At 71.3% G+C, this 25,791-nt stretch carries 24 protein-coding genes and 1 pseudogene; 13 read left to right on the top strand and 12 right to left on the bottom strand.

Translation table 11 applies throughout. The annotated features are described in order from the left end of the window. Positions 1-232 precede the first annotated feature (232 nt). The 4 genes from ACZ7LU_RS14750 to hutH all read left to right on the top strand — a co-directional run bounded on the left by ACZ7LU_RS14750 (position 233) and on the right by hutH (position 5,268). Entirely contained in the window at positions 233-1,411 is a 1,179-nt protein-coding gene (locus ACZ7LU_RS14750; protein WP_398300574.1) for an adenylate/guanylate cyclase domain-containing protein, read from the top strand. Between the two features lie 96 nt (positions 1,412-1,507). Further along, positions 1,508-2,305 (top strand): enoyl-CoA hydratase/isomerase family protein, encoded by a 798-nt coding sequence (locus ACZ7LU_RS14745; protein WP_471916856.1) that lies wholly within the window; start codon positions 1,508-1,510, stop codon positions 2,303-2,305. 88 nt (positions 2,306-2,393) lie between these two features. Continuing rightward, positions 2,394-3,551, top strand: coding sequence for a GGDEF domain-containing protein (locus ACZ7LU_RS14740; RefSeq protein WP_398300578.1), 1,158 nt, complete (start codon positions 2,394-2,396; stop codon positions 3,549-3,551). 178 nt (positions 3,552-3,729) lie between these two features. Then, complete coding sequence (gene hutH, locus ACZ7LU_RS14735; RefSeq protein ID WP_468088289.1) at positions 3,730-5,268, top strand: histidine ammonia-lyase; 1,539 nt, start codon at positions 3,730-3,732, stop codon at positions 5,266-5,268. Here the strand turns inward: hutH and ACZ7LU_RS14730 are convergent. The 3 genes from ACZ7LU_RS14730 to ACZ7LU_RS14720 are packed head-to-tail and all read right to left on the bottom strand — an operon-like array spanning position 5,249 to position 6,971. After that, positions 5,249-5,869: an AAA family ATPase gene (locus ACZ7LU_RS14730; protein ID WP_471916855.1), complete on the bottom strand. Its 621-nt coding sequence runs from the start codon at positions 5,867-5,869 to the stop codon at positions 5,249-5,251. The two genes, hutH and ACZ7LU_RS14730, sit on opposite strands and share 20 nt — an antisense overlap. Beyond that, positions 5,866-6,660: an inositol monophosphatase family protein gene (locus ACZ7LU_RS14725; RefSeq protein ID WP_471916854.1), complete on the bottom strand. Its 795-nt coding sequence runs from the start codon at positions 6,658-6,660 to the stop codon at positions 5,866-5,868. The genes ACZ7LU_RS14730 and ACZ7LU_RS14725 overlap by 4 nt, the downstream gene beginning before the upstream one ends. Beyond that, positions 6,657-6,971 (bottom strand): hypothetical protein, encoded by a 315-nt coding sequence (locus ACZ7LU_RS14720; RefSeq protein ID WP_471916853.1) that lies wholly within the window; start codon positions 6,969-6,971, stop codon positions 6,657-6,659. The genes ACZ7LU_RS14725 and ACZ7LU_RS14720 overlap by 4 nt, the downstream gene beginning before the upstream one ends. Before the next feature lie 110 nt (positions 6,972-7,081). Between ACZ7LU_RS14720 and ACZ7LU_RS14715 the strand changes: the two genes are divergently transcribed. Both ACZ7LU_RS14715 and ACZ7LU_RS14710 read left to right on the top strand, forming a co-directional pair. Further along, the gene (locus tag ACZ7LU_RS14715; protein WP_398300586.1) at positions 7,082-7,414 is read left to right on the top strand and encodes a hypothetical protein; all 333 of its coding nucleotides are present in this window, start codon (positions 7,082-7,084) and stop codon (positions 7,412-7,414) included. A 280-nt stretch (positions 7,415-7,694) separates the two neighbouring features. Next, positions 7,695-8,960 carry a L,D-transpeptidase gene (locus ACZ7LU_RS14710; RefSeq protein WP_398300588.1) on the top strand — a complete coding sequence of 422 codons (1,266 nt, stop codon included), beginning with the start codon at positions 7,695-7,697 and terminating at the stop codon, positions 8,958-8,960. 76 nt (positions 8,961-9,036) lie between these two features. On the opposite strand, the gene ACZ7LU_RS14705 is transcribed toward ACZ7LU_RS14710, so the two are convergent. Continuing rightward, on the bottom strand, positions 9,037-10,656 hold the full coding sequence (locus ACZ7LU_RS14705; RefSeq protein ID WP_471916852.1) for an InlB B-repeat-containing protein: 1,620 nt from the start codon (positions 10,654-10,656) through the stop codon (positions 9,037-9,039). Between the two features lie 300 nt (positions 10,657-10,956). Between ACZ7LU_RS14705 and ACZ7LU_RS14700 the strand changes: the two genes are divergently transcribed. The 3 genes from ACZ7LU_RS14700 to ACZ7LU_RS14690 all read left to right on the top strand — a co-directional run bounded on the left by ACZ7LU_RS14700 (position 10,957) and on the right by ACZ7LU_RS14690 (position 15,652). Next, the gene (locus ACZ7LU_RS14700; protein ID WP_471916851.1) at positions 10,957-14,235 is read left to right on the top strand and encodes a S8 family peptidase; all 3,279 of its coding nucleotides are present in this window, start codon (positions 10,957-10,959) and stop codon (positions 14,233-14,235) included. Positions 14,236-14,374: 139 nt separating this feature from the next. Next, positions 14,375-14,839, top strand: a complete 465-nt coding sequence (locus ACZ7LU_RS14695) for an ASCH domain-containing protein (protein ID WP_471916850.1) — start codon at positions 14,375-14,377, stop codon at positions 14,837-14,839. Between the two features lie 6 nt (positions 14,840-14,845). Further along, positions 14,846-15,652, top strand: a complete 807-nt coding sequence (locus ACZ7LU_RS14690) for an alpha/beta fold hydrolase (RefSeq protein WP_471916849.1) — start codon at positions 14,846-14,848, stop codon at positions 15,650-15,652. Here the strand turns inward: ACZ7LU_RS14690 and ACZ7LU_RS14685 are convergent. Both ACZ7LU_RS14685 and ACZ7LU_RS14680 read right to left on the bottom strand, forming a co-directional pair. Beyond that, on the bottom strand, positions 15,634-16,020 hold the full coding sequence (locus ACZ7LU_RS14685; RefSeq protein ID WP_468087679.1) for a VOC family protein: 387 nt from the start codon (positions 16,018-16,020) through the stop codon (positions 15,634-15,636). The genes ACZ7LU_RS14690 and ACZ7LU_RS14685 overlap by 19 nt on opposite strands. A gap of 132 nt (positions 16,021-16,152) precedes the next feature. Next, entirely contained in the window at positions 16,153-17,205 is a 1,053-nt protein-coding gene (locus ACZ7LU_RS14680; RefSeq protein WP_468087677.1) for an NAD(P)-dependent alcohol dehydrogenase, read from the bottom strand. A 129-nt stretch (positions 17,206-17,334) separates the two neighbouring features. On the opposite strand from ACZ7LU_RS14680, the gene ACZ7LU_RS14675 reads away from it, so the two are divergent. After that, a complete protein-coding gene (locus tag ACZ7LU_RS14675) occupies positions 17,335-18,240 on the top strand; it encodes a helix-turn-helix transcriptional regulator (protein WP_471916848.1) in 906 nt (301 codons plus the stop codon). Positions 18,241-18,302: 62 nt separating this feature from the next. After that, positions 18,303-18,698: a helix-turn-helix domain-containing protein gene (locus tag ACZ7LU_RS14670; protein ID WP_398300603.1), complete on the top strand. Its 396-nt coding sequence runs from the start codon at positions 18,303-18,305 to the stop codon at positions 18,696-18,698. A 24-nt stretch (positions 18,699-18,722) separates the two neighbouring features. Here ACZ7LU_RS14670 and ACZ7LU_RS14665 read toward each other — a convergent pair. After that, a pseudogene (locus tag ACZ7LU_RS14665) lies at positions 18,723-19,337 on the bottom strand (ClpP family protease); the annotation flags it as partial. Positions 19,338-19,350: 13 nt separating this feature from the next. Continuing rightward, positions 19,351-20,010 (bottom strand): ClpP family protease, encoded by a 660-nt coding sequence (locus tag ACZ7LU_RS14660; RefSeq protein ID WP_471916847.1) that lies wholly within the window; start codon positions 20,008-20,010, stop codon positions 19,351-19,353. A 153-nt stretch (positions 20,011-20,163) separates the two neighbouring features. Between ACZ7LU_RS14660 and ACZ7LU_RS14655 the strand changes: the two genes are divergently transcribed. Continuing rightward, the gene (locus tag ACZ7LU_RS14655; protein WP_471916846.1) at positions 20,164-20,640 is read left to right on the top strand and encodes a hypothetical protein; all 477 of its coding nucleotides are present in this window, start codon (positions 20,164-20,166) and stop codon (positions 20,638-20,640) included. A gap of 5 nt (positions 20,641-20,645) precedes the next feature. Here the strand turns inward: ACZ7LU_RS14655 and ACZ7LU_RS14650 are convergent, their stop codons facing one another. From ACZ7LU_RS14650 to ACZ7LU_RS14635, 4 genes are all read right to left on the bottom strand, one after another. Next, positions 20,646-21,269, bottom strand: a complete 624-nt coding sequence (locus ACZ7LU_RS14650) for a hypothetical protein (RefSeq protein ID WP_471916845.1) — start codon at positions 21,267-21,269, stop codon at positions 20,646-20,648. A 12-nt stretch (positions 21,270-21,281) separates the two neighbouring features. Then, entirely contained in the window at positions 21,282-22,493 is a 1,212-nt protein-coding gene (locus ACZ7LU_RS14645) for a Shedu anti-phage system protein SduA domain-containing protein (protein ID WP_471916844.1), read from the bottom strand. Positions 22,494-22,592: 99 nt separating this feature from the next. Then, the gene (msrA, locus tag ACZ7LU_RS14640; RefSeq protein WP_471916843.1) at positions 22,593-23,303 is read right to left on the bottom strand and encodes a peptide-methionine (S)-S-oxide reductase MsrA; all 711 of its coding nucleotides are present in this window, start codon (positions 23,301-23,303) and stop codon (positions 22,593-22,595) included. A 103-nt stretch (positions 23,304-23,406) separates the two neighbouring features. Next, positions 23,407-24,525 carry a hypothetical protein gene (locus tag ACZ7LU_RS14635; RefSeq protein ID WP_398300615.1) on the bottom strand — a complete coding sequence of 373 codons (1,119 nt, stop codon included), beginning with the start codon at positions 24,523-24,525 and terminating at the stop codon, positions 23,407-23,409. Positions 24,526-24,626: 101 nt separating this feature from the next. On the opposite strand from ACZ7LU_RS14635, the gene ACZ7LU_RS14630 reads away from it, so the two are divergent. Next, positions 24,627-25,784: a cystathionine gamma-synthase gene (locus ACZ7LU_RS14630; protein WP_398300617.1), complete on the top strand. Its 1,158-nt coding sequence runs from the start codon at positions 24,627-24,629 to the stop codon at positions 25,782-25,784. The last annotated feature ends 7 nt before the right edge of the window (positions 25,785-25,791 follow it).

Below are 25,791 nucleotides of genomic sequence, written 5' to 3'. Positions count from 1 at the left end.
CCAGCCCCGACGCCCCCGCAGCCGGGTGCCGAGCCGGCGTGGCACCCCCTGCCCCGCAGGGCCGCGGGGAACTGCGCGCCCGGCCACCACGCACCCGCAGGCGGAAGCGCGGGACGACGGCCCCCACGGCTCAAGCCCCCCCTCGGGGGAGTCGGGAGTGAGCTGCGGCACACCTGCCGTAAAGTTGACGCCGGTCGATACCTGACCGCGGCAGATCGGAAGGGCAGCAGGCGTGACCGTCGACGACACGGGCTCCGGCGAGGGTGCACACCCCGGCGCGGAGCCGGACGCGGACGGTGCGAGAGGCGTCTCGGGTCCGCCCGAGATGCCCGAGGTGGACGAGAAGGGCGAGGACGGCCCGGAGAGGGACCCGCTCGCCCTCCGCCTCGAACAGCTGATCCTCGGCGCCGACCGCCGCTACACCCCCTTCCAGGCGGCCCGCAGCGCGGGCGTTTCGATGGAGCTGGCGTCCCGGTTCTGGCGGGCCATGGGCTTTCCCGACATCGGCCAGGCCAAGGCGCTGACGGAGGCGGACGTGCTGGCCCTGCGCCGCCTCGCAGGCCTCGTCGAGGCGGGCCTGCTCAGCGAGGCCATGGCCGTGCAGGTGGCCAGGTCGACCGGGCAGACCACGGCCCGGCTCGCCGAGTGGCAGATCGACTCCTTCCTGGAGGGCCTGACGGAGCCGCCCGAGCCGGGCATGACCCGCACCGAGGTCACGTATCCGCTCATCGAGCTGCTCCTGCCCGAGCTGGAGGAGTTCCTCGTCTACGTGTGGCGGCGCCAGCTCGCCGCCGCCACCGGACGCGTGGTGCAGGCCGCGGACGACGACGAGATGGTCGACCGGCGGCTCGCCGTCGGCTTCGCCGACCTCGTCGGCTTCACCCGGCTGACGCGGCGCATGGAGGAGGAGGAGCTCGGCGAGCTCGTCGAGGCCTTCGAGACGACGGCGGCGGACCTCGTCGCCGCGCACGGCGGACGGCTCATCAAGACCCTCGGCGACGAGGTGCTGTACGCCGCCGACGACGCGGGCGTCGCCGCGGAGATCGCGCTGCGCCTCATCGAGACCATGGCGAACGACGAGACCATGCCGGAGCTGCGCGTCGGCATCGCCTTCGGGACCGTGACGACCCGCATGGGCGACGTCTTCGGCACCACCGTGAACCTCGCGAGCAGGCTGACCTCGATAGCGCCTCGCGACGCGGTCCTCGTGGACGGGGCCTTCGCGGAGGAACTGACGCGGACGGGCGACGCGCCGGCTTCCGAGGCGGAGGCCGCGGAGGCGGCGGCGGTGGCCGAGAAGGAGGGCGAGGAGCCGCCCGCCTACCGTTTCGCGCTCCAGCCGATGTGGCAGCGCCCCGTGCGCGGCCTCGGCATCGTCGAACCGTGGCTGCTGGCCCGCCGCGGCTCCTAGGCACCCCTCGATGCCGCTGCCACCCCTTTTCCGGGGCGGCCCCGGCTGACATGATCCCCGGGTAACGATCGTTAACCGGCAGGTGGAGGAGGCGTCATGGGTGACGAGCAGCGGTACGGGGAGTACGTGGCGGTCAGACGGCACGGCCACGTCGTCGAGCTCGTCCTCGACCGCCCCGGGGCGATGAACGCCGTCTCCTCCGAGATGGCCCGCTCCATCGCGGCCGCCTGCACCGCGCTCTCCGACGACAAGGACGCCCGCGTCGTCGTCCTGACGTCCACGCACGAGCGGGCCTTCTGCGTGGGCGCCGACCTGAAGGAGCGGAACTCCTTCAGCGACGCCGAGCTGCGCCGCCAGCGCCCCACGACACGGGCCTCCTACACCGGCGTACTGGAACTGCCCATGCCCACCGTCGCGGCCGTGCACGGCTTCGCGCTCGGGGGCGGGTTCGAGCTCGCGCTCTCCTGCGACATGATCGTCGCCGACCCGACCGCGGTCGTCGGGCTCCCCGAGGTGTCCGTCGGCGTCATCCCGGGTGGCGGCGGCACCCAGCTCCTGCCGCGCCGCGTCGGCGCCGCCCGCGCCGCCGAGCTGATCTTCACGGCGCGCCGCGTGGAGGCCGCCGAGGCACGGGAGTTGGGCCTGGTCGACCTGCTGGTGGCGGAGGGCGAGGCGCGTACGGAGGCGCTGGCGCTCGGCGCCCGCATCGCCGCGAACTCGCCCGTCGGCCTGCGCGCGGCCAAGCGCGCGCTGCGCCTCGGCCACGGCCTCGACCTGCGGGCGGGCCTGGAGGTCGAGGACGCGGCCTGGCGCACGGTGGCCTTCTCGGGGGACCGGGCGGAGGGCGTCGCGGCGTTCAACGAGAAGCGGAAGCCGGAGTGGCCCGGGGAGTAGGGGCGCCCCCGCGGCGGGCACGGGCCCGGCCTCACGTTCCGTGATGTCTCGAGGTTCCAAACCGGGGCAAACCTCCTAACCTGGGGAAATGGGAGAGGATGTCCGGCTGCGGGCCGTGGTGGAGCTGGCGCAGGGAATGGCCGCCGCGCACACTCCGCGCGAGTCCTGGCGAGCGGCCGCCGCCGGCGCCTGCCGCGCGCTGAACGGGAGCTTCGCGGCGCTGTCCGTCTGGGAGCGGGACATGGGCAGGCTGCGGGTCCTGGTGAACGCCGGGGAGCGCGTCCAGGGCGAGGAGGAGTTCCCGGAGAACGAGGCGTATCCCGTGAACCGGTTCCCGGAGATCACCGAGTTCCTGCACGAGCACTGGGCGGGCGGCGGCGAACCGCACGCCTGGGTCGAGACGGCCGAGGGCCCGGCGGACGCCCGCGCGCCCGGCTACTGCCACCAGCGCGTGGCCGCGCTGCGCCGCAGGGGCCGCGGCTGCTGCGTGGTCGCGCCGGTCGTGCTGCACGGGCGCGCGTGGGGCGAGCTGTACGTGGCGCGTCCGCCGGGCGTCCCCGTCTTCGGCCGGGCCGACGCCGACTTCGCGACGGTCCTCGCCGCGGTGGTGGCCGCGGGGATCGCGCAGACGGAGCGCCTGGAGGAGGCGCGCCGCCTCGCCTACACGGACGCGCTGACGGGCCTCGCCAACCGCCGCGCGGTCGACCTCAGGCTCGACCGGGCGGTGGAGCGGCACCTCGCCGACGGGGCCGTGGTGAGCCTGGTCGTCTGCGACCTGAACGGCCTCAAGCGGGTCAACGACACCCAGGGCCACGCGGTCGGCGACCGCCTCCTGGAGCGCTTCGGCTCGGTCCTCTCGCTCTGCGGCGCGATGCTGCCGGGGGCGCTCGCGGCGCGCCTCGGCGGCGACGAGTTCTGCCTGCTCTCGGTCGGCCCCGCGGCGGACGAGGTGGTGCGGGCCGCCGACGAACTCTGCGTACGGGCGGCCGAGTTGGAGCTGGGCGACGGGGTCGCCTGCGGTGTCGCGTCGACCGGCGACCCGATCGGCCCCGTGCGCTCGGCCCGCCGCCTCTTCCGCCTCGCCGACGCGGCGCAGTACCGCGCGAAGGCGGCGCGCGCGGTGAAGCCGGTGGTGGCCGGGCGGGAGGGCGCGGACGACCCGGTGGTCCGTCTCGCCGACTCGCCCCCCGGGGTCCCGTGGGCCGGGGAGCGGCGAAGGTTCCGGGGGCGGCGCACCTCCGGTTAGCGGGCGACGCACCTCCGACTGGCAGCATGAGCATGATCAGCCGCTGCGGAGCCGGCACGGCAGCGCGTTCCGCGGGGCGCTCGGGCGCGGCTGACCTCGCGGTAAGTGGCTCCCGCGGAATCCACCCGTGACACTTGGCGATTCAGTCCGTACGCTGCTGAATATGGATATGCACAGCGTGGGCACCGTGGCCCTTGGGACGTCCGGGACGACCGCGGCGGACGTCATCGCCGTCGCGCGCGGAAACGCACGGATCGAACTCACCGCCGAGGCGCTGGCGGCACTCGCCAGGTCCCGCGAGATCGTCGACGCGCTCGCCGCCAAGCCCGAGCCGGTGTACGGCGTCTCCACCGGGTTCGGCGCCCTGGCCAGCCGCCACATCGGCCCCGACCTCCGCGCCCAGCTCCAGCGCAACATCGTCCGCTCGCACGCGGCCGGCATGGGCCCGCGCGTGGAGCGCGAGGTCGTCCGCGCGCTGATGTTCCTGCGCCTCAAGACGGTCTGCTCGGGCCACACGGGCGTGCGCCCCGAGGTCGCGCAGACGATGGCCGACGTCCTGAACGCGGGCATCACGCCCGTCGTCCACGAGTACGGCTCGCTGGGCTGCTCCGGCGACCTCGCGCCGCTCAGCCACTGCGCGCTGACGCTGATGGGCGAGGGCGACGCGGAGGGGCCCGACGGCGAGCTCAAGCCCGCGGGCGAGCTCCTCGCCGCGCACGGGATCGCGCCCGTCGAGCTCCGGGAGAAGGAGGGCCTGGCCCTCCTCAACGGCACCGACGGCATGCTCGGCATGCTGATCATGGCCCTCGCCGACCTGGAGACCCTCTACAAGTCGGCGGACATCACGGCGGCCCTCACCCTCGAAGCCCTCCTCGGCACGGACAAGGTCCTCGCCCCCGAGCTGCACGCCATCCGCCCGCACCCGGGCCAGGCCGCCTCCGCCGCCAACATGCTGGCGGTGCTCGCCGGTTCGGGCCTCACCGGCCACCACCAGGACGACGCGCCGCGCGTGCAGGACGCCTACTCGGTGCGCTGCGCCCCGCAGGTCGCGGGCGCGGGCCGGGACACGATGGCGCACGCCCGCACGGTCGCCGAGCGCGAGCTGGCCGCCGCCGTCGACAACCCCGTCGTGCTGCCCGACGGCCGCGTGGAGTCCAACGGCAACTTCCACGGCGCCCCGGTCGCGTACGTCCTGGACTTCCTCGCGATCGCCGCGGCCGACCTCGGCTCCATCGCCGAGCGCCGCACGGACCGCCTCCTCGACAAGAACCGCTCGCACGGCCTGCCGCCGTTCCTCGCGGACGACGCGGGCGTCGACTCCGGCCTGATGATCGCCCAGTACACGCAGGCGGCGCTGGTCAGCGAGATGAAGCGGCTCGCCGTCCCGGCCTCGGCCGACTCCATCCCGTCCTCCGCGATGCAGGAGGACCACGTGTCGATGGGCTGGTCGGCGGCCCGCAAGCTCCGTACGGCCGTCGACAACCTCACCCGCATCGTCGCGATCGAGCTGTACGCCGCCACGCGCGCCGTCGAGCTCCGCGAGGGCCTCACTCCCGCGCCGGCGACGCAGGCGGTCATCGAGGCCGTCCGCAAGGCGGGCGTGGAGGGCCCGGGCCCGGACCGCTTCCTCGCGCCGGACCTCGCGGCGGCGGAGGCGTTCGTGCGCGCGGGTGCGCTCGTGGCGGCGGTGGAGCCGGTCACGGGGCCGCTGGCGTAAGCGGTTCCGTGAGCGCCGCCCCGATGCGGGACACGAGGGTGTCCCAGGGGCGGGCGTCGAGCACGGGGAGGGAGTGCGGGGCGGCCTCGCGGCGCAGCCAGTCTGCGTACGCCGCGCTGACCTCGGCACGCTCCTGCTGGACCCCGTGCTCCGGCTCCCGCGCGGCGTAGTTGAGGGCGATCCGCTCCGGGTCGCCCTCGTGCACGAACACGGCCCGCACGCGCCGGCCCGCGGCGCTCCCCTGGCGGACGGCCCGCGCGGCGGCGGCCGGGGTGAGGTAGTCCCCTTCGACCACGGCGGGCACGTCGACCGTGAGGCGGTTGCGCACGACGCCGAGGACGGCGGGCTCCAGGGCGCGTGCGGTGGCGATCTGCAGGTCGAGCACGCGGTCGGCGGGCAGGTCCGCGGCGTCGCCGGCCCGGTCGAAGAGGTGCAGATCCGGGTGCTGCTCGGCGGTGGTGATCGTCTGTACGGCCTCGACAACGTCGTCGAACTCGACGACGAAGGCGGTGTGCACCGCGGCCAGCCGGGACGCCACCCGGCTCTTGCCGACACCGGAGGCGCCGCCGATCAGCAGGATGTCCCAGGGTGCGTGCGTCACGGGGCGAGGGTATGGGACAGCAGCCGCTCGTGGGTCTCGGCGTCCGCCGCTGCCACAAGTCCGCGGCTCCCATGGCCGATCGGGGCGCCGTCGATCCCGGTGACCACGCATCCCGCCGCCCGGCACAGGGCGATACCCGCGGCGAAGTGCACGCTCTGCGAGAGGTCGCCGCCGTCGGTGACGTAGGCGGCGCGCCGGCCGGCCGCGACCCAGGCCAGGGCCAGCGTCGTGGACACCACCCGCGGCCGGAACCCGGCGACGAAGTCGGGGTGGGCCAGCAGGTCCACGGCCCGGAAGCCGGGGGCGCTCGGGAACGGCGGATCCAGGTTGACGTCCACCAGGCGGGTGGCCGACGTGGGGGACAGGGGAGTGTCGACCTCCTCGTGCCGGACCCAGGCCCTGGTCCCGTCGGTGCAGAAGACCTCGCCGCTGAACGGGTCGGCGACCGCCGCAGCGCCGTCGCGCAGCGCGACGTTGACGGCCACGAGCATGTTGCCGACGGCGTAGTTCAACGTCCCGCACAGGGGGTCCACCAGCCACTGGCGGGTGGCGTCCGCGGCGCCGTGCTGCCCGCCTTCCTCGCCGAGCAGCGAGTCCTCGGGCCGAGCGGCACGGATGACGTCGATGATCGCCTTCTCCGCCGCCACGTCGGCGGCGGTGGCGAAGTCCCCTGCGCCCTTGTCGAACCGGTCGAGCCGGCGGCCGTAGAGGGCCCGCACGACGTCCGCCCCGGCACGTGCCGCGGCTGTCGCGACCTCGACATCATCGGAATACGCGTATGAGTTGCTCACGCCGCGCGCGGGGACCTTTCCCTGCGTACCGAGAAGACCACGAAGCCGGCGCCCAGGCTCAGGAACGCCGTGCCGCCCACCAGGTACGGAGTCTTGTCCAGGCCGTCCGAGCCGGTCAGGGGGGCCGAGGCCGTGCTGGTGGCCCCGTGGGTCTCGTGGTGGGGGGACGTCGCGGACGACGTGGCGGGGCGGTCGTCCCGGGGGGTGTCGGGCGTCGCGGGGGAGGTCGCGTTGGCGGAGGGGACGAAGCACAGGGCGCCGAGGAGGGCTCCCGCGGCGGCGGTGGTCAGCAACGATCGGCGTGCGGACACGGAATCGGATCCCCCTTGTGGCGCTGGCGAATTGGCCGTGTGGGGCGATGCTAATGAAAGGTGCGGGTCGCGGGAAAGTCGCGAGGCGCGGGGGCCGTACGCTCCGTCGTATGAGTGGAGACGAGACATCACGGTTTGTACGGCTGCGGGTGGAAATGGTGGTCGAGGTCGGTGACGCCGAGAAGCTGACCGCCACCGCCCTCGGCCGCATCGCCGAGGACGCGCACATGCCGACCGAGGAGCGGGCGCACGCCGAGACCGCCGTCCAGGAGGACGTCGCCGAGGCGCTCGCCTACCTCGTGGACCCCTTCGACATGGTCAGCCAGGTGCCGGGAACCGAGCTCACCCGGGCCTCCTGGAGCAGCGAGCTGATCGACTACGACCCCGATTCGCCCGACTGGGACCCGGACGAGGATGATGACGAAGAGGACGACGAGCTGTAGGGCATGAGCTGTGGATCGGATCCGGATTGAAGGATCCGGAATCGGGAACCCCGGGCAGCAACCGCCGTCCGGGGTTCCGTCGTCTCAGCCTGCGCGGTGATCGACGGGAGGGATCCGGTCCCGCCGGTCCAGTACCGCGGACGTGGTGTTCCCCACATTTCCCGCGGATGTGGAACGGGACGAACCGGGCAGGACGTTATGCGGGGTTACGGGGACTCCCGGGACTTCGGGAAATCTCGGGGGGGACTTCGGGGATTCGGCAACTATGGAGATGCGTGTGATGACGGACAGTAGGCCTCGCAGGCTCGGGCGCGGACGCAGGAGCGTCGCGGCCGTGTCCGCCCTGATGGGCGGCGTGCTCGTGCTCTCGGCGTGCAGCAGCGACGACGGCGACAAGGCCTCGGGCGGCAAGGAGTCGCAGAACCAGGTCGACGAGGCGGCGGCCAAGAAGACCTCTGCCGCCCGGATCGAGATCGCGCCGAAGAACGGCTCCGACAACGCAAGCATCAACAGCGCGGCCAAGGTCACGGTCACCGAGGGCACGCTGACGAACGTGACGATGAAGCCCGCCGACGGCGGCGCCGCCGTCCAGGGACAGATATCGGCGGACAAGAAGAGCTGGAAGCCCAGCGGCCAGCTCGAGCGCGCCACGAAGTACAGGATCTCGGCGACCGCCAAGGACTCCGAGGGCCGCAAGGCGCACGAGAACTCGGCGTTCACGACCGTCTCGAAGGCCAACAGCTTCATCGGGAACTTCACGCCCGAGGACGGTTCCACGGTCGGTGTCGGCATGCCCGTGTCGATCAACTTCGACAAGGCGATCACCAACAAGAAGGAAGTCCAGTCCGCGGTCAAGGTGTCGTCCGACAGCGGCCAGGAGATCGTCGGCCACTGGTTCGGTGCGAACCGCCTGGACTTCCGCCCCGAGAACTACTGGAAGGGCAACTCCACCGTCACCCTGAAGCTGAACCTCGACGGCGTCGAGGGTGCCGACGGTGTCTATGGAGTGCAGCAGAAGACCGTCCAGTTCAAGATCGGGCGCAACCAGGTCTCCATCGTCGACGCCAAGACCAAGACGATGAAGGTCACGCGGGACGGCAAGGTCGTGAAGTCCATCCCGATCTCCGCCGGCTCGCCCGAGAACAAGACGTACAACGGCAAGATGGTGATCTCCGAGAAGTTCAAGGAGACCCGCATGGACGGCGCGACCGTCGGCTTCAAGGACGGCGACGGCAAGGGCGAGTACGACATCAAGGACGTGCCGCACGCCATGCGTCTGTCGAGCTCCGGCACCTTCATCCACGGCAACTACTGGGGCTCGCCCTCCATCTTCGGCGGCGCGAACACCAGCCACGGCTGCATCGGCCTGCGGGACGCCAAGGGCGCCAACGACAAGAGCACCCCGGGCTCCTGGTTCTACGAGAACTCCATCACCGGTGACGTCGTCGACGTCCGCAACACCGGCGACAAGACCATCGCCCCGGACAACGGCCTCAACGGCTGGAACATGGACTGGGCGCAGTGGAAGGCCGGCTCCGCCGTCTGACCCCTCGTCCGGCCTCCGATCTCTGAGCGGCCCGCACCCCGTACCGGGTGCGGGCTGCTCTCATGTCCGCCTCCGCTCAGGCCGGGACGAAGACCGCGCTCACGGTGTACGGACGGTCCATCGTCAGCGTCACCTTCTCCTCGGTGAGGTCGTGGCGCCGGCCGTCGACGACCCAGGCGGCGACGCGGTACCCGGCGGCGGGTGCCGCGGTCAGGCCGACGGTGGTCCCGGGGGCGTAGGGGCCGTGGACGGCGGGGCGGACCGTGCCGTTCGGAGTCGCTTCGAGCGTGAGCGGGTGCCGGGTGCGGGCGACTGTCGACGTGCGGTACGCCGCGACGATCGGGGCGGTCCTGCGGGCCAGGGAGGCGTTGTCGTTGTGCTCGTCGCCCAGGGGCTGGCCGTCGACGGTGTTCTGCGTGTTCGAGTACTGGTTGACGGGGCCGCACGGGGCGCCGCAGCTCTCCGCGTAGGCCATCAGGGAGTGGTGGTCGCGGCGCGGGGTGATCCATCCGGTGCCGCTCGGGGAGTTGAGGAGCCGGCGGTAGGTGCCGGGGGCGTTGTGTTCGGCGAGGGTGGTGCGGTCGTGGAACAGGCCGAGGTTGTGGCCGAGTTCGTGCCCGAGGTTGTACCACTTGACCAGGGACTGGACGTCGACGGCGGAGAAGGCGAGAGCGCTGTCCAGGTGGCCCCGGGTGGGCAGGGCGGCCCGGCCCGACGAGCCGACGGGCACGTCGTTGACGACGGTGACCAGGTCGACGCCCAGCCGCTCCCGGAGGCGGTGCGCGACCGCGCCCAGATCGGCGTCCGTGGGGTCGGAGAGCTTGTCGAACATGAGGTCGGCCGTCTGGTCGCCGTGGTACCCCGTGTCGTACCTGCCGACGACGTCGATCCTGGCCGCCACGCCACTGTCGGCGAGGGCCTGGTTCATGTAGGACTCGGCCATCCCGAGACGGGCCGCCATCGCCTGCTCGCCGCCCACGCGCCGCACCGCGGCCGGTGTGTGTCCGGCCAGGACGTCGATGACGGCGGGGGCCGCGGGGTCGGCCGGTGCGCGGTCCTTGAGGGAGTCGCGCAGTTCGGCGGCGGATGCCTCGTCGCCCGCGGTGTCGTCGGGCGTGGGGCCGCGGCGCGCCCGCGGGTCCTCCTCCGTGATCCGCAGCCGTGAACGCTCTCCCGGCGCTCCCGGCAGGGTGGTGACGTGGTACGCCCGTGTCCCGAGGTCGACCAGGGCATCGACGGCGGGACCGGTGCTCTGGGCGGGCCGGGCGCCGGGGCGCGTCCGCGGCGGTTTCCCGTCGGCGTGCCCGCACACCTGGCTCGCCGCGATCACCGCCCGCCGGTCCGGTTCCCCCTTGACGTGGCCGGTCCACGTGACGGTGTCCCCGTCGACTTCGCGGCCTTCCTGGACGACGGTGATCCGCATGCCCGGGAAGAGGCCGAGATCGTGCTCGGCGGGGCGGCCGAAGCCGCCGGAGGCGCACAGCCACCGGTGGTCGGCGAGGTCGAGGCCGACGGTGCGTTCCCTCAGCACGTCCGTCCCGCTCCTCGGCAGGCCCGGCCCGTTCGCGGCGGGGCGCCGGCCCGCCGGGTGCGGGTCGGCCGACGCGGCCGTGGTCAGGGACAGGGCCGCGGAGAGGCAGACCAGCCGGATCGCGCCGCGCGGGCGCAAAGGTCGCGTCGAGATCGTCGGGCTCATGGCGTTTGTCGTTCCACTGCGGGGGTGCGCGGCAACCGCGGACATGAGCACATCACCCGAGCGCGCGCCATCGGCACTCAATTGGCTCGATCCGGCCAATTGCCGTTAAGGCGCACCAATTTCGGACAGCCTCAACTCCGCACTCCAGCCTCACTATTGAGCAGGTGTTCGCCCCTCGGCATACTTCGTCCTCCAGGGGCCGCAGCCCCTTAACCTCCAGGGGGAGACTTGCACAGACAAGTGAAAAGAGCGTGCGGAGCCAGTATCGCCGCGGCGGTCGCCGTGGCTCTCGCGGCGGGCATGACCAGCCCCGCGGCCGCGACACCGGCATCCGCGGGACAGTCGGCCGGGGCGGAGGGCGCCCTCGGCAAGGCCGCGGGCAAGGACCGGGTCACGCTGATCACCGGTGACCGGGCCGTCGTCGACGCCAAGGGCCGCGTCGTCGGACTCGAACGCGCCAAGGGGCGCGAGCACATACCCGTACAGGTGCGGCGCAGCGGCGGGCACACGCTGGTGATACCCGCCGACGCGCAGCGCCTGATAGCCGACGGCACGGTCGACCGGCGGCTGTTCGACGTCACCGAGCTGAACAAGAAGCGCAACCGCGCGGCGCAGAAGAAGGCCCTCAAGGTCATCGTCGGCTACCGGGGAGCCGCCACCGCCGCCAAGGCCGAGGTCCGCGACGCCGGTGACACCACCGTCCGCCGGAGCCTGAAGGCACTGAACGCGGACGCGCTCAGCACGCCGAAGCAGGACGCGGCCGACCTGTGGGCCGCGCTCACCAGCGGCAAGGAGGGCGCCCGCACCGCGGCGTCCGGCATCAAGCACGTCTGGCTCGACGGTGTCCGCAAGGCCACCCTCGACAAGAGCGTCAAGCAGATCGGCGCCGACAAGGCCTGGGCCGCCGGGTACGACGGCAAGGGCGTCAAGATCGCCGTCCTGGACACGGGCATCGACGCCACGCACCCGGACCTCAAGGACCAGGTGGTCGCCGAGAAGAACTTCACGGAGTCGGCCGACGCCAAGGACCGCTACGGCCACGGCACGCACGTCGCGTCCACCGCGGCAGGCACGGGCGCCAAGTCCGGCGGGAAGTTCAAGGGCGTCGCCCCCGGCGCGAAGCTCCTCAACGGCAAGGTCCTCGGCGACGACGGCTACGGCGAGGACTCCGGCATCATCGCCGCCATGGACTGGGCGGTGGCCGAGGGCGCCGACGTCGTCAACCTCAGCCTCGGCGGCCCCGACGCCCCGGGCGTCGACCCGCTCGAAGCGCAGGTCGACAAGCTCTCCGCGGAGAAGGGCATCCTCTTCGCGATCTCGGCGGGCAACGACGGCACGGTCGGCTCGGTCGGTTCCCCGGGCAGTGCGGACGCCGCGCTGACCGTCGGCGCGGTCGACGACAACGACAAGCTGGCGGACTTCTCCAGTCAGGGCCCGCGGGTCGGTGACGGTGCGATCAAGCCTGACGTGACCGCGCCCGGCGTGGACATCACGGCCGCCGCAGCGCCCGGCTCCGTCATCGAGAGGGAGGTCGGCCAGAACCCCGAGGGCTATCTGACGATCTCCGGTACGTCGATGGCCGCCCCGCACGTCGCGGGCGCCGCCGCCCTGCTCAAGCAGCAGCACCCGGACTGGAAGCAGCCCGAGCTCAAGGGCGCGCTCACCGGCTCCACCAAGGGCGGCAAGTACACGCCGTTCCAGCAGGGTTCGGGCCGTATCGCCGTGGACAAGGCGATCAAGCAGACGGTGATCGCCGACCCGGTGTCGGTGAGCTTCGGCACGCAGCAGTGGCCGCACACCGACGACAAGCCGGTCACCAAGAAGGTGACGTACAAGAACCTCGGCAAGGACGACGTCACCCTGGACCTCACGGTGACCGCCACCGACCCCAAGGGCCGCCCGGCCCCGGCCGGGTTCTTCACCCTCGGCGCCAAGAAGGTCACCGTCCCCGCCGGCGGCACCGCCTCCGTCGACCTGACCGCCGACTCCAAGCTCGGCGGCACCGTGGACGGCGCCTACTCCGCGTACGTCGTGGCGAACGGCGGCGGCCAGTCCGTCCGCACCGCCGCCGCACTCGACCGCGAGGTGGAGTCGTACAACCTCACGCTGAAGCACCTCGGGCGTGACGGGCAGCCGACGAAGCAGTACTCCGCGTCTCTCCAGGGCATCATCGGCAAGGCCGTCGGCACGGACCTGTCGCCGTACGACGCGTCCGGCACCGTCAAGGTGCGGGTGCCCAAGGGCAGCTACATCCTCGACTCGAACGTCGCGGTCGACATGGCGGACCTCGGCAAGGGCGTCGACTGGCTCGCCCAGCCGAAGCTCGACATCACCAAGAACACCACGGTGACGGTCGACGCGCGGACCGCCAAGCCGGTCGAGGTCACCGTGCCCGCGACCGACGTCAAGGGTGTGCTGGCCGCGCCCGACTACATGGTCGAGACCGAGGACCTCTCCAGCAGCTACGGCTGGCTGCTCGACGAGTACAAGAACTTCCGGACCGGCGCCGTCGGTGCCGCCCCGACCGGCGTCAAGCTCAGCCAGCAGTGGGCGGCCGTCTGGACCAAGGGCGACAACACCGAGTACAACACCGTCGCCGGCGGTGCGGTGAAGCAGCTCGCCACCGGTTACACCAAGCACTACAAGGCGAGTGAATTCGCCACGGTCAAGGCCGGGCTCGGCGCCTCCACGAGCGGCAAGACGGGCTCGCTGCGCGCGCTCGGCGAGCTGCCCGACACCAGCGGCTCCTGGTCCGTCTCCGTCCCGACGAAGCTGCGCACCAACCGCACGGTGTACGTCTCCACCGGCGACAAGGTGAAGTGGGGCCTGGAGTTCGAGCAGAACGGCCCGGACGACGCGGAGGGCTGGCCGACGGTCGAGGCCGTCTACAGCCTGGGCGCCCCGCAGACCTTCAAGGCGGGCGGCAGCTACGAGAAGATCTTCAACACGGCCGTGTTCGGCCCGCGCATCGGCGGTGACTTCGGCGTCTTCCGCGAGGACAACAAGATCACGGGCTACCTCCCGCTCTTCGCCGACGGCAAGACCCACGTGGGGTCCTCGCTCTACACGTCGGTGAAGACGACGCTGTCCCGCAACGGCACCCAGATCGGCGAGAACACCGACCCGCTGACCGGCGAGAAGTCCTTCAAGGTGCCGTCGGCCGACGCCGAGTACAAGCTCTCGACGTCGGTGAAGCGCAGCGTCAAGGTGGCCGCGGCCTCCACGCGCATCGACGCGAGCTTCACGTTCCGCTCCAAGAAGGTGGAGAGCGCGAAGCTCCCCGTCTCCACGGCGCGGTTCAGCCCGGCGGTCGACCTGAGCAGCAGGGCGGAGGCCGACAAGAAGCAGTACGTGCCGGTCAAGGTCCTCGGTGCGGCGGCCGGCGCCAACCTCAAGTCCCTGACCACGTACGTCTCGTACGACTACGGGCAGACCTGGGAGAAGGTCAAGGTCACCAACGGCAAGATCCACGTGAAGAACCCGGCGAAGGACAAGGGAATCTCGTTCCACGCCAAGATCACGGACAAGAAGGGCAACAAGTCGACGCTGTCGATCTACAACGCGTACTACGGCAAGTAGGAGCGCACGACGGCAAGTAGGGGTGCCGGGCCGCTGGGCCCCCGCCTCTGACGGCGCGGCGCCGAAGGGACTGTCGATCACGTATCGCCAGAACCCCTCGGCGCCGCGTCGCGCCACGTCCGGCGCCTACTGTGGCCCCATGACGGAGATCACGGAGCACGAGGGCGGCACCGGTGGGCCCCGGGAGCCGCTGCCCAAGGCTGAGTTCGCCTACCCCGGACCGCTGCGCGACCAGCTCGTGGCGGCCATCCTCGACGGGTCCAAGACCTCGACGACAGGGCTGCTCATCGGCTACGAACGGGACGGCGACCCGCTGCCCGCCGTCGGGGAGCGCGCGGCCGTCGTCGACTCCGAGGACCGGCCCGTCGCCGTCATCGAGATCACGGACGTCCGAGTCGTGCCGCTCGGCGAAGTGGATCTCGCCCACGCCGTGGACGAGGGAGAGGGGTACGAGACGGTGGCCCAATGGCGGGCGGGACACGAGGAGTTCTGGCACAGCGCCGAGGTGCGGGCCGGGCTCGGCGACCCGGGCTTCACCGTGGACGACGCGACGCCGCTCGTCCTGGAGCGCTTCCGCCTCGTCGCCGACCTACGAGGACAGTGACCGGCCATGCCCTACGCCCGGGCGGCCGACGGTACCGCCATCCACTACCAACTGCACGGCTCCGGCGACCCGCTGGTGCTGCTCGCCGGGCAGTCCAACAACCACCACTGGTGGGATCCGGTGCGGGACGACTTCGCCGCCCGCTTCACCACCGTCGTACTCGACCACCGCGGCACCGGCGAGAGCGACCGCCCGGACACCGACACGTACAGCACCCCGAACCTCGCCCGTGACGTGCTCGCCGTCCTCGACCACGCGGGCATCGACCGCGCCCACGTCTACGGCACGTCCATGGGCGGACGCATCGCCCAGTGGGTCGCGGCCGACCACCCCGCCCGCGTCGGCCGCCTCGTCCTCGGCTGCACCTCGCCCGGTGGCCCGCACGGCGTCGAGCGCGGCCCGGAGGTCCGCTCGGCCCTGAGCCGGGCCGACCCGGACGCCGTGCGCCGCGCCCTCCTCGAGCTGATGTACACGCCGGCCTGGCTCGCCGAACAGGAACGTACCCACCCCGGGCGGACGTTCCACACGCTGGGCGACGCCACCATGCCCGCGTACGCCCGCCGCCGCCATCTGCGGGCCAGCGCCCGGCACGACGCGTGGGACGCGCTGCCGCGGATCGAGGCGCCGACGCTCGTCGTCCACGGCACGGACGACACGTTCAACCCCACCGCCAACGCCCCGCTGCTCGCCGCCCGCATCCCGGACGCCAGGACGCTGCTCGTGCCCGGTGCCCGGCACGCGTACTTCGAGGAGTTCGCGGACGTCGCCACCGGGCCGGTGCTCGCGTTCCTGGCTCAGGAACCGCTGCCGTAGGGCCTGGTGATGATCTCCAGGTTGTGGCCGTCCGGGTCCTCCCAGTAGACGCCGCGGCCGCCGTCGTTCGTGTTGATCTCGTCGGGGCGCTGGTGGTACGGGTCGGCCCAGTAGGTGAGGCCGCGCTCCTTGATGCGCCCGAAGATGTCGTCGAACTCGTCCTCCGAGACCAGGAAGGCGTAGTGCTGCGGCACGAACGGGCCGCCGTCGCCCTCGTAGAAGTCGAGGGTCACGCCGTTGGGGATCTCCACCGGGATGAAGGGCCCGTACTGGGGGCCCACCTCCAGGCCGAGGATGTCCGCGAGGAACTGGGCGGACGCCTTCTTGTCCCGCGCCGTGACGATGGTGTGGTTGAGCTCGATCGACATCGTGCGACCTCCCGGTCTGCAGGTCCTGCCGTTCTCCGGTCCGGGAACCACGGTAGGACCGGCGGGCCCGGCGCCACATCGGTCGCCGGGCCCACCGGGGGTGCGCTCCTGGAACTAGGCCGCGCGGACGAGTCAGATCGTCGCGGTGTCGATCACGAAGCGGTAGCGGACGTCGCTGGCGAGGACCCGCTCGTACGCCTCGTTGATCTGGTCGGCGCGGATCAGCTCGATCTCGGAGCCGAGCCCGTGCTCCGCGCAGAAGTCCAGCATCTCCTGCGTCTCCTGGATGCCGCCGATCATGGAGCCCGCGAGGGTCTTGCCGCCGCCGATCACCGAGAACAGGTTGAGGGAGACCGGCTCCTCCGGGGCGCCGACGTTCACGAAGGCGCCCTCCGAGCGCAGCAGGCCGAGGTACCTGTCCAGCGGCAGCGGCGCGGAGACCGTCGAGAGGATCAGGTCGAAGGAGCCCGCCAGCTGCTCGAAGGTGGCGTCGTCACTGGTCGCGTAGTAGTGGTCGGCGCCCAGCCTCAGGCCGTCGTCCTTCTTGCGCAGCGACTGCGAGAGGACGGTCACCTCCGCGCCCATGGCGTGCGCGATCTTGACGGCCATGTGGCCGAGGCCGCCGAGGCCCACGACGGCGATCTTCTTGCCGGGGCCCGCCTGCCAGCGGTGCAGCGGGGAGTACGTGGTGATGCCGGCGCACAGCAGCGGCGCGGCCACGTCGAGGGAGAGCCCGTCGGGGATGCGGACGGTGAACGCCTCGTCCACGACGATGTGCGTGGAGTAGCCGCCGTAGGTCGGCTCACCGTCCTTGCCGAGCCCGTTGTACGTCGGGACGTTGCCCCGCACGCAGTACTGCTCCAGGCCCGCCTTGCAGTTCTCGCACTCGCGGCAGGAGTCGACCATGCAGCCGACGCCGACGCGGTCACCCACGGAGAACTTGGTGACACCGGGGCCGACCTCGGTGACGACGCCGGCGATCTCGTGGCCGGGCACCATCGGGTAGATGCCCTCGCCCCAGCCGTCGCGGGCCTGGTGGATGTCCGAGTGGCAGATCCCGGCGTACTTGATGTCGATCAGGACGTCGGTCTCGCCGACGGCGCGGCGCGGCACGGTGGTCCGCTCCAGGGGTGCCTCGGGGGCGGGAGCGGCGTAGGCGGAAACGGTGGTGATCTGCTCAGTCATGTCTTCGACACTGCCACTGACCTGGGACGTCACCCAGACACCCGTTCTGCCTACGACCACTGTGCCTACCACTGGCGGGGTCAGGCTCAGGGGCGTACGACCCGGCACCCGAGCCTGGATACTGGAAACATGGACGACGAGATCCCCGAGGCGCGGCCGCTGGACAGCAGGGCCGAGCTGAGCGAGTTCCTGCGCACCCGCAGGGCGCGGCTGCAGCCCGAGGACGTCGGTCTGCCGAACTTCGGACGGCACCGCAGGGTGCCCGGCCTGCGCCGCGAGGAGCTCGCGCAGCTCGCCGGGGTCTCCGTCGCGTACTACACCCGCCTCGAGCAGGGCAACGGCCGCAACGTCTCCGGCGAGGTCCTCGACGCGATCGGGCGGGCCCTGCGGCTGACCGACGCCGAGCAGGCCCATCTGACGCGCCTCGCCAAGCCCAAGACGCTCAAGAAGAAGAAGGCCGCGCGCCCGCAGCCCATGCGGCCCGCGCTCCAGCAGCTCCTGGACTCCATCCACGACGTGCCCGCGTACGTGGTCGGCCGCCGCTCCGACATCCTCGGCTGGAACGCGCTCGCCGCGGCGCTCTTCGGCGACTGGGGCGAGCTCGCGCCCGCCGAGCGGAACTGGGCGCGCATCTGCTTCCTCGACCCGCGCTCGCGCGAGCTCTTCGTGGACTGGGACAAGAAGGCGTCGGACATCGTCGGCTACCTCCGCATGGACGCGGGCTGCTACCCGAACGACCCGGAGCTGTCCTCACTCGTCGGCGAACTCTCCGTGAAGAGCGAGGAGTTCAGGAGCCTGTGGGCCACGCACGACGTCCGCGAGAAGGGCCACGGCGTCAAGCGCATGCGCCATCCGCTGGTGGGTGACCTGACGCTCTCGTTCGAGACGCTGCGCCTGCCGGACGACTGCGACCAGTCGCTGCTGATGTACCACGCGGAGCCGGACTCGGCGTCGGCGCAGGGGCTGCGGCTGCTCGCCAGCTGGGGGCGGGACGCGTCGTCGGTGGGCTCGGTGCGGAGCCCGGGCAGTCAGTGATTTCGCGGGCGGCGGAACCCCGCACGCTGCGCCCGTGACCGTATCGCTCCTAGGCTGAGGAAGTGAGCAGCCAAGAGCGCCAGAAGGCGAACGAAGCCCGCGTCATCCACCTGCGCCCGCTCAAGGCGGCGCCGAACCCCGCACCATCGGGGCGGCCGGGGGAGGCCAAGGAGCCCCTCTGGCGTGATGTCGTCGGAGATGTCCTGCGCACCGAGCGCCTCGCACAGGAGCGCACGCTCAAGGACGTGTCCGACGCCGCCCGGATCTCCATGCCCTACCTCTCCGAGGTGGAGCGCGGCCGCAAGGAGGCCTCGTCCGAGGTCCTCGCGGCCGCCGCCCACGCACTCGGCCTCGGCCTGTCCGACGTGCTCTCCCTGGCCCAGTCCCGCCTGGCCGGCCTTCCCCGCGCGAGGCCGGCCAGGGCGTCGTACCAGGGCGAAGTGCGCCTGGCGGCCTGACGACCGGGACCCGCCGGCCGCCGCTCAGGCGGCGGCCGGCAGGACCCGCCTGCTGAGCACCTGGTCGGCGAGGCCGTAGGCGACCGCGTCCTGGGCGGTGAAGACCTTGTCGCGGTCCATGTCGGCGCGGAGCGTGGCGACGTCGTGGTGCGTGTGGTGGGCGAGGACCTCCTCGACCTGCGAGCGGATCCGGAGCATCTCCTGTGCCTCCAGGGCGAGGTCGGACACCGTGCCCTGCCGGCCGCGGCTCGCGGGCTGACCGAGCAGCACGCGCGCGTGGTCGAGCACGAACCGCCGCCCCGGGGCGCCGCCCGCGAGCAGCACGGCGGCCGTCGACGCGGCCTGGCCGACGCAGAACGTCGAGATCGGCGCGGAGATGAAGCTCATGGTGTCGTAGATGGCCATGAGCGAAGTGAAGGAACCCCCGGGCGAGTTGATGTAGATGGCGACCTCCCGCTCCGGCGCGGAGGACTCCAGGTGCAGCAGCTGCGCGATGACGACGTTGGCGACCCCGTCGTCGATCTCCGTCCCGAGGAAGATGATCCGCTCGGAGAGCAGCCGGCTGTAGACGTCGTACGCCCGCTCGCCGCCCTGCGGAGTGCGCTCGACGACGGTCGGAATCGTGTACTGGCTCATTGCTTCCTCCCCCTCCTCAGATTCCGAGCCCGATACGGCGCTTCGACCCCGCGGGCCGCACGTCCTCCAGCGACTCGACCACGTGGTCGACCATCCCGTACTCCTTGGCCTGCTCGGCGGTGAACCAGCGGTCCCGGTCGCCGTCCCGCGAGATCGTCTCCTCGCTCTGCCCGGTGTGCTCGGCGGTGAGCCGCTCGATGGTCCGCTTCGTGAACTCCAGGTTCTCCGCCTGGATGGCGATGTCGGCGGTGGTGCCGCCGATGCCCGCGGATGGCTGGTGCATCATGATCCGCGCGTTGGGCAGCGCGAACCGCTTCCCCGCGGTGCCGACGCTGAGCAGGAACTGCCCCATGCTGGCGGCGAATCCCATGGCGAGCGTGGCCACGTCGTTCGGGATGAGCCGCATGGTGTCGTAGATGGCGAGCCCGGCGGTGACGGATCCGCCCGGGCTGTTGATGTAGAGGGAGATGTCGGTCTTCGGGTCCTCCGCCGACAGCAACAGCATTTGCGCGCACACGCGGTTGGCGGAGACCTCGTCGACCTGCGTCCCGAGGAACACGATCCGCTGGTTGAGCAGTTGCGCGGCGAGATGGTCGTCGAACCGCGACGGAGCGGTGTCCCCGTCCTCCCCCCGCGGCCGCGCCGCCGCTTCCCATCCACTGTCCCGTACAGACATCACGCCTCCCAGAAGTCCGGCGGCCCCGAGGCCGCGCCCTGACTTCACTGTTGACCGGCGGGGACCCACCTGTCAGAAATCTCGGCCTGTGGCAGATTCGCTGAGGGCAGAGGGGCCCGGGGCGGGGCCGGGGGCCGTTAGGGTCGTGTCCTCGTGGAGTGGATATCGCCGGTAAGTACGTTGCTGGGCGCGGTGATCGGCGTCGGCGCGACGCTGCTCGCCGACCGGGCCCGGTGGCGGCGCGAGAGCGCGGACCGGGAGACGGCGACGCGGAGGCAGCTGTACGCGGAGTACACGGCGGCGCTCTCGCGCGTCCGCACGGCCCTGCACGAGTGCGCGCAGGGGGCGGTCGGCGCGACCCCGGGCAGCGAGGAGTATGCGCGTGAGGTCCGGGAGCGGTTTCTGGCGCCGGGTGCCTCCGAGATCCGGCACCAGCTGGCGATCATCGCCCCGCGCGATGTCGTGGCTGCCGCCAGGTCGGCCTTTGTCGCTCTGCGGACGACGCGGGACCGCGTCCTCGACGGTGTGACGGCCGACAGCGAGAGCTACGCCGAGCTGGAGGCCGGGAACGACGCGGCGATCGCCGAGTTGCGGCGCGTGATGCGGCGGGACCTCGGGGTCGGCGACTGAGGGGCCTACCAGGTGTACACGTACCGGTTGGCTGGGTGGTCGAATGTGGCGGTCACTCCGTGGGGAGGCAGGGTGAACTCCTCTTCGAGCCACTGGATCACCGCCGCCGCGAGCCCCTCCGGCTGGTAGTCCGTCTCGGGGAACCAGACGTGGTGGACGGTGACCGTGGTGTGCAGGGGAGAGTGGCTGGCCGCCACCGCGGGGGCGGCCAGCGCCACGCCGTGGTGCAGCCACACCGCTTCCTCGGGAGCGAGCCGCCGGCCCGTGCGGTCGGCGGGCGGGTGGGTGAGGACGGGGGAGACGTCCAGCCACACGTGCGCGCCGACGCGCTCCGCGTGCGCGGGTGGGACCGCTGCCAGCGAGGCGTCCGCCGTGAGGTCCACGGCGATGCCCCAGGCGGTCTTCAGCATGCGGTACTTGACCGTCCGCCCGGGGCGGCCCCGTCGGGGGAGCAAGGGGGCGGTCAGTTCTGGCTCGGCGCCGGGGCGATGCCCGTCGGGCACGCCCGCCCCCAGTTCGTCTCCGACGGCGCGTCCAGGACCGCGCCCGTGCCGCCGATCCCGCAGTACTCCGGGGTTCTTTTCCAGGTACTGCTGGTGGCTACGCACCGAGGAGAGATGAGAGTCCATCGCATGGGTACCTCACTGCCATCCGCCCAGTGAACGCTCTGCGTTATCTACCAACTCCTTGTAGGTTACGGCCTCAACGCGGCTCATATGGGTGTTGAGCGTACGCAATGCTTCATTGATGTCTTCCTCGGCTACGTCTGGTTGTACGGATGGGTGTCCGATTAGCACCAGAGCGCTTGCCCGGCGAGTTTCGATTCCTAGTTCGTCTCGTATCCGGAGCCGATGCTCGTCCAGGCCGACCAGATAGTTCACCGCTTGGCTAACTGCGTCGTGCACTTCAGCCGTTGGCACCCAGCATCCTCTGTGCCTCTTGACGAGGGAGCCACGGAGGCTCATTGAGCACTTCAACTCGATGATGTGTAGTGCGCCGTCCCCGCGTATCAATGGGATATCCACCTCGTCTCCGGGAACCAGTCTGCGCTGGATTGCCTGGCTTGCGAACTGTCCGCCGAAGATCCAGTGTTGACCGTCTAGCGCGCGCTGGAGATCCCTCTCGCTCGCCTTGGGGTCCTCCACGGCCATGCGAAGTTCCTTGAGGCCTCGCCGTCGGCGCTGGACCTCTGCGGCTCGTAGAAGGATCTGTCCTTCTCGGTCTGCTGCCAGAATTGCGAGAGACTCGGGGGTCATCACGATGCGGCGAGCAGCGTCTTCCGGATCTTCCACGTCAACCCGCTGACGAAAGACCTGTTCAAGCCAGGCGGCTACCTCTGCACTGCCCCTGAGGATCCGATAGCGGCCAGGTTGCTCCTGCGACTGTTGCAAGTAGCGTGAGTCCTGGGCAACGCTCTCCACATGGTTGAGCACCTCACTCGGGCTCGCGTTGGGGTGCTGGCTGAGGTACTGGGAGCCGAGCTGAGAGAAGAAGGCAAGGCTGCCGGAGAGCGTCCGTGCCAGGTAGTCCTGATGTGAGCTCAACGGTTCTGTCGACCTTTGGAAGAGCCGGTAACGCTCTTCGAAGTCTGGCCGGAGGATCCGTCCTTCCGCGTAGTCCAGAGAGTCTTGTATCAGTCGCACGACTTGCCACTCATCTGCTGCTGCCGCGGTTGAGCGCACCTCCTTGAGTAAGGTGACGAGTGCCTTGCCTCCCCTGTAGGGGCTCCTGCCGCTGGTCATGTGCGTAACGACCGATGCAAGGGCATCCTTGATCTTGGGGTCGATGGCTTGCTCGGCGACGTGCTTCAGTTGCAACTTCAGCGCAAAGTCAGATCTCACATCCACAGACATGATTCTGGCGCCTGGCACTGACATCTGCCGTAAGTCGAGAGAGCGGTGGCTGCCTAGTCGTTGGCTGCACAGCCCTTCTGGTAGGGCTCCGTTGCAGGCCTACTGTTCTGCCGTCTCCGGCGCAGGCGTGATCCCGGTCGGGCAAGCGCGGCCCCAGTTCGTCTCCGACGGAGCGTCGAGTGCTGCGCCCGTGCCGCCGATCCCGCAGTACCCGTCGGGGTTCTTGTCCAGGTACTGTTGGTGGTACGGCTCGGCCGGCCAGAACGGGCGGGTGTCGGCCGGGAGGACCGTCGTCGTGATCGTGCCGTAGCCGGCGGCCGTCAGGACCTTCTGGTACGCCTCCAGGGACGCGGTCGCCGCCTCCTCCTGCGCGGGGGAGTGCGTGTAGATCGCGGAGCGGTACTGCGTGCCGACGTCGTTGCCCTGGCGGAAGCCCTGCGTGGGGTTGTGGGACTCCCAGAACAGCTTCAGGAGCGTGGCGTACGAGACCTTGGACGGGTCGAAGACGACGCGGACGGCCTCGGTGTGGCCGGTGAGGCCGGAGCACACCTCTTCGTAGGAGGGGTTTTCCGTGTAGCCGCCCTGGTAGCCGACGTACGTCGTCCAGACGCCCTCGGTCTGCCAGAACTTGCGCTCCGCGCCCCAGAAGCAGCCGAGCGCGAAGTCCGCGATCTCCAGGCCGTCGGGGTAGGGGCCGAGCAGCGGGTTGCCGAGCACCGTGTGGCGGGAGGGGACCTCGAATTCCGGGGTGGCCCGGCCCTTGAGGGCCTGCTCGGCGGTGGGGAGCTCGGGCGTGCGTCCGAAGATCATGCGGGTCTCCTCGTGGGTGACAGGGGTCTACCGGGTGAACGTACGGAGGGGGCGGGGCATTCCGGTCGGCCGGTGCCCACCCCCTGCCCCCCCGGCGCTCTCGTCAGTGCGGCAGCGTCGCCGGGCTGCCGCCGTTCGCCTCGTAGCCCGCGACGGCCAGGGCGCGGTAGACCGCGTAGTCCGACGCGGGGTCCTCGGACAGGGTCCAGGGGAGCGCGCCGATGTGGCCGTCCACGTGCACCAGCTGGTTCATGGCCTCCGCCCAGCGCTCGGAGCGGACCAGGAAGAAGACCAGGAGGTGGCGGACGTGCGCCAGCATGGGGTCGTCCGCGCGCGCGGAGTGCACCGCGAACAGCGCGCCCTCGACGGCCTTGGTGACGACCTCGCTCTCGTAGAACCCGCGGACGAGGTTGACCTCGGGCAGGTGCTCGTACACCGCGAAGAGGGGGAGCGCCGCGAGCAGGGAGCCGCGGGGCGCGCGGGCGGCCGCGGCCTCCGCGAAGTCGTTGGCGAGGTCGCGGGAGCCGTGCCACTTCTCGCACCAGTAGTGCAGCGCCGCCAGATGCGCGCCCATGTGCGCGGGCGCGCGGTCCAGGATCTTCAGCCACAGCTGCTCGAACTCCTCGCGGGGATACGCCAGTCCGCGCGCGATGGAGAGCTCGATGATGTACGGAACGGGGTCGCCGGGGGCGAGCAGCGCCGCCTGCGCGCACGCCTCCTTCGCCTCCTCCAAAATGATCCGGAATTCGTCCGTCCCCTGCACCGCCGTGCGCCACGCCTGCTGGACGAGGAACTCCGCGTGCACCGCGGCACCGCCCGCGTCCTTGGGCGCCTCGGCGCGCCACACCCGCAGCCACTGCCCGCCCGGGGTGTCGCTGACGCCGCCCGGCCGCCGCTGCAGCTCCAGCGAGGCCGCGCCCGCGAAGGCCTGCACGCGCTGCCAGCGCCGCTCGCCGTGCGTCTCCGTGCCGGCGAGGAGCTGCGACGCGGCCTTCCACTCCTGCGTGCGCTGCACGAGGTCGAGCACTTCGAGGAGGTCGGCGTCCGGTCCCGGCATGCGGATGTCCAGCTCCTCCTGGCGCAGGAAGCCGTAGTTCGCCGGGTCCGCGGCGTCCGGCGAGCCGGGGGCCACCTGCCGGATCCCGCCGCGCCTGCGCAGCAGCACGGGCCCCAGGACCGCACCGATCATGATCACCGCGAACAGGAACCAGAGAATCTCCATGACACAAGCGAACCAGACGGGTCGGACAATTGGCCAACCTGCCGGGACGTACCCGGACCGACCCGGCAGAAGGGCCCCCGCGCGCACTACGCTCAGGCCGCATGAGTGACTCGCACAGCACGCAGAGCTTCGAGACCGTGGCCATCCACGCGGGCAACACCGCCGACCCCCTCACCGGCGCCGTGGTCCCGCCCATCTACCAGGTGTCGACCTACAAGCAGGACGGCGTGGGGGGCCTGCGTGGCGGCTATGAGTACAGCCGCAGCGCCAATCCCACGAGGACCGCCCTGGAGGAGAACCTGGCCGCGCTGGAGGGCGGCAGCCGCGGACTCGCCTTCGCGTCCGGCCTCGCCGCCGAGGACTGCCTTCTCCGTACGCTGCTCGGCCCGGGTGACCACGTCGTCATCCCCAACGACGCGTACGGCGGCACCTTCCGCCTCTTCGACAAGGTCGTCTCACGGTGGGGCGTGGAGTGGTCGGTGGCCGACACCTCCGACCCCGAGGCCGTGCGGGCAGCGCTGACCGACCGTACGAAGGCGATCTGGGTGGAGACCCCCTCCAACCCGCTGCTCGGCATCACCGACATCGCCGCGCTCGCGCAGATCGCCCGTGACGCCGGCGTGCGCCTCGTCGTCGACAACACCTTCGCGAGCCCCTACCTCCAGCAGCCGCTGGCGCTCGGCGCGGACGTCGTCGTGCACTCCATGACGAAGTACATGGGCGGCCACTCGGACGTCGTCGGCGGCGCGCTCGTCGTGAGCGACGCGGCCCTGGGCGAGGAGCTGGCGTACCACCAGAACGCGATGGGTGCCGTCGCGGGCCCCTTCGACGCCTGGCTGGTGCTGCGCGGCATCAAGACCCTCGCGGTGCGCATGGACCGGCACAGCGAGAACGCCACCAAGGTCACCGAGATGCTGACCCGGCACGCGCGCGTGAGCAGCGTTCTCTACCCGGGCCTTCCGGAGCACCCCGGTCACGAGATCGCCGCCAAGCAGATGCGGTCCTTCGGCGGCATGGTGTCGTTCCGTGTCCAGGGCGGCGAGGAGGCAGCCGTCGAGGTCTGCAACCGCGCCAAGCTGTTCACCCTCGGCGAGTCCCTTGGCGGCGTCGAGTCGCTGATCGAGCACCCGGGCCGCATGACGCACGCCTCGGTGGTCGGCTCGGCCCTGGAGGTCCCGGCGGACCTGGTGCGCCTCTCGGTGGGCATCGAGTCGGCGGACGACCTCATCGCCGACCTCCAGCAGGCGCTCGGCCAGTAAGCACCCG

The sequence above is a fragment of the Streptomyces sp. NPDC039462 genome (assembly GCF_055639375.1).
This window is presented reverse-complemented; position numbering and strand designations above follow the sequence as displayed.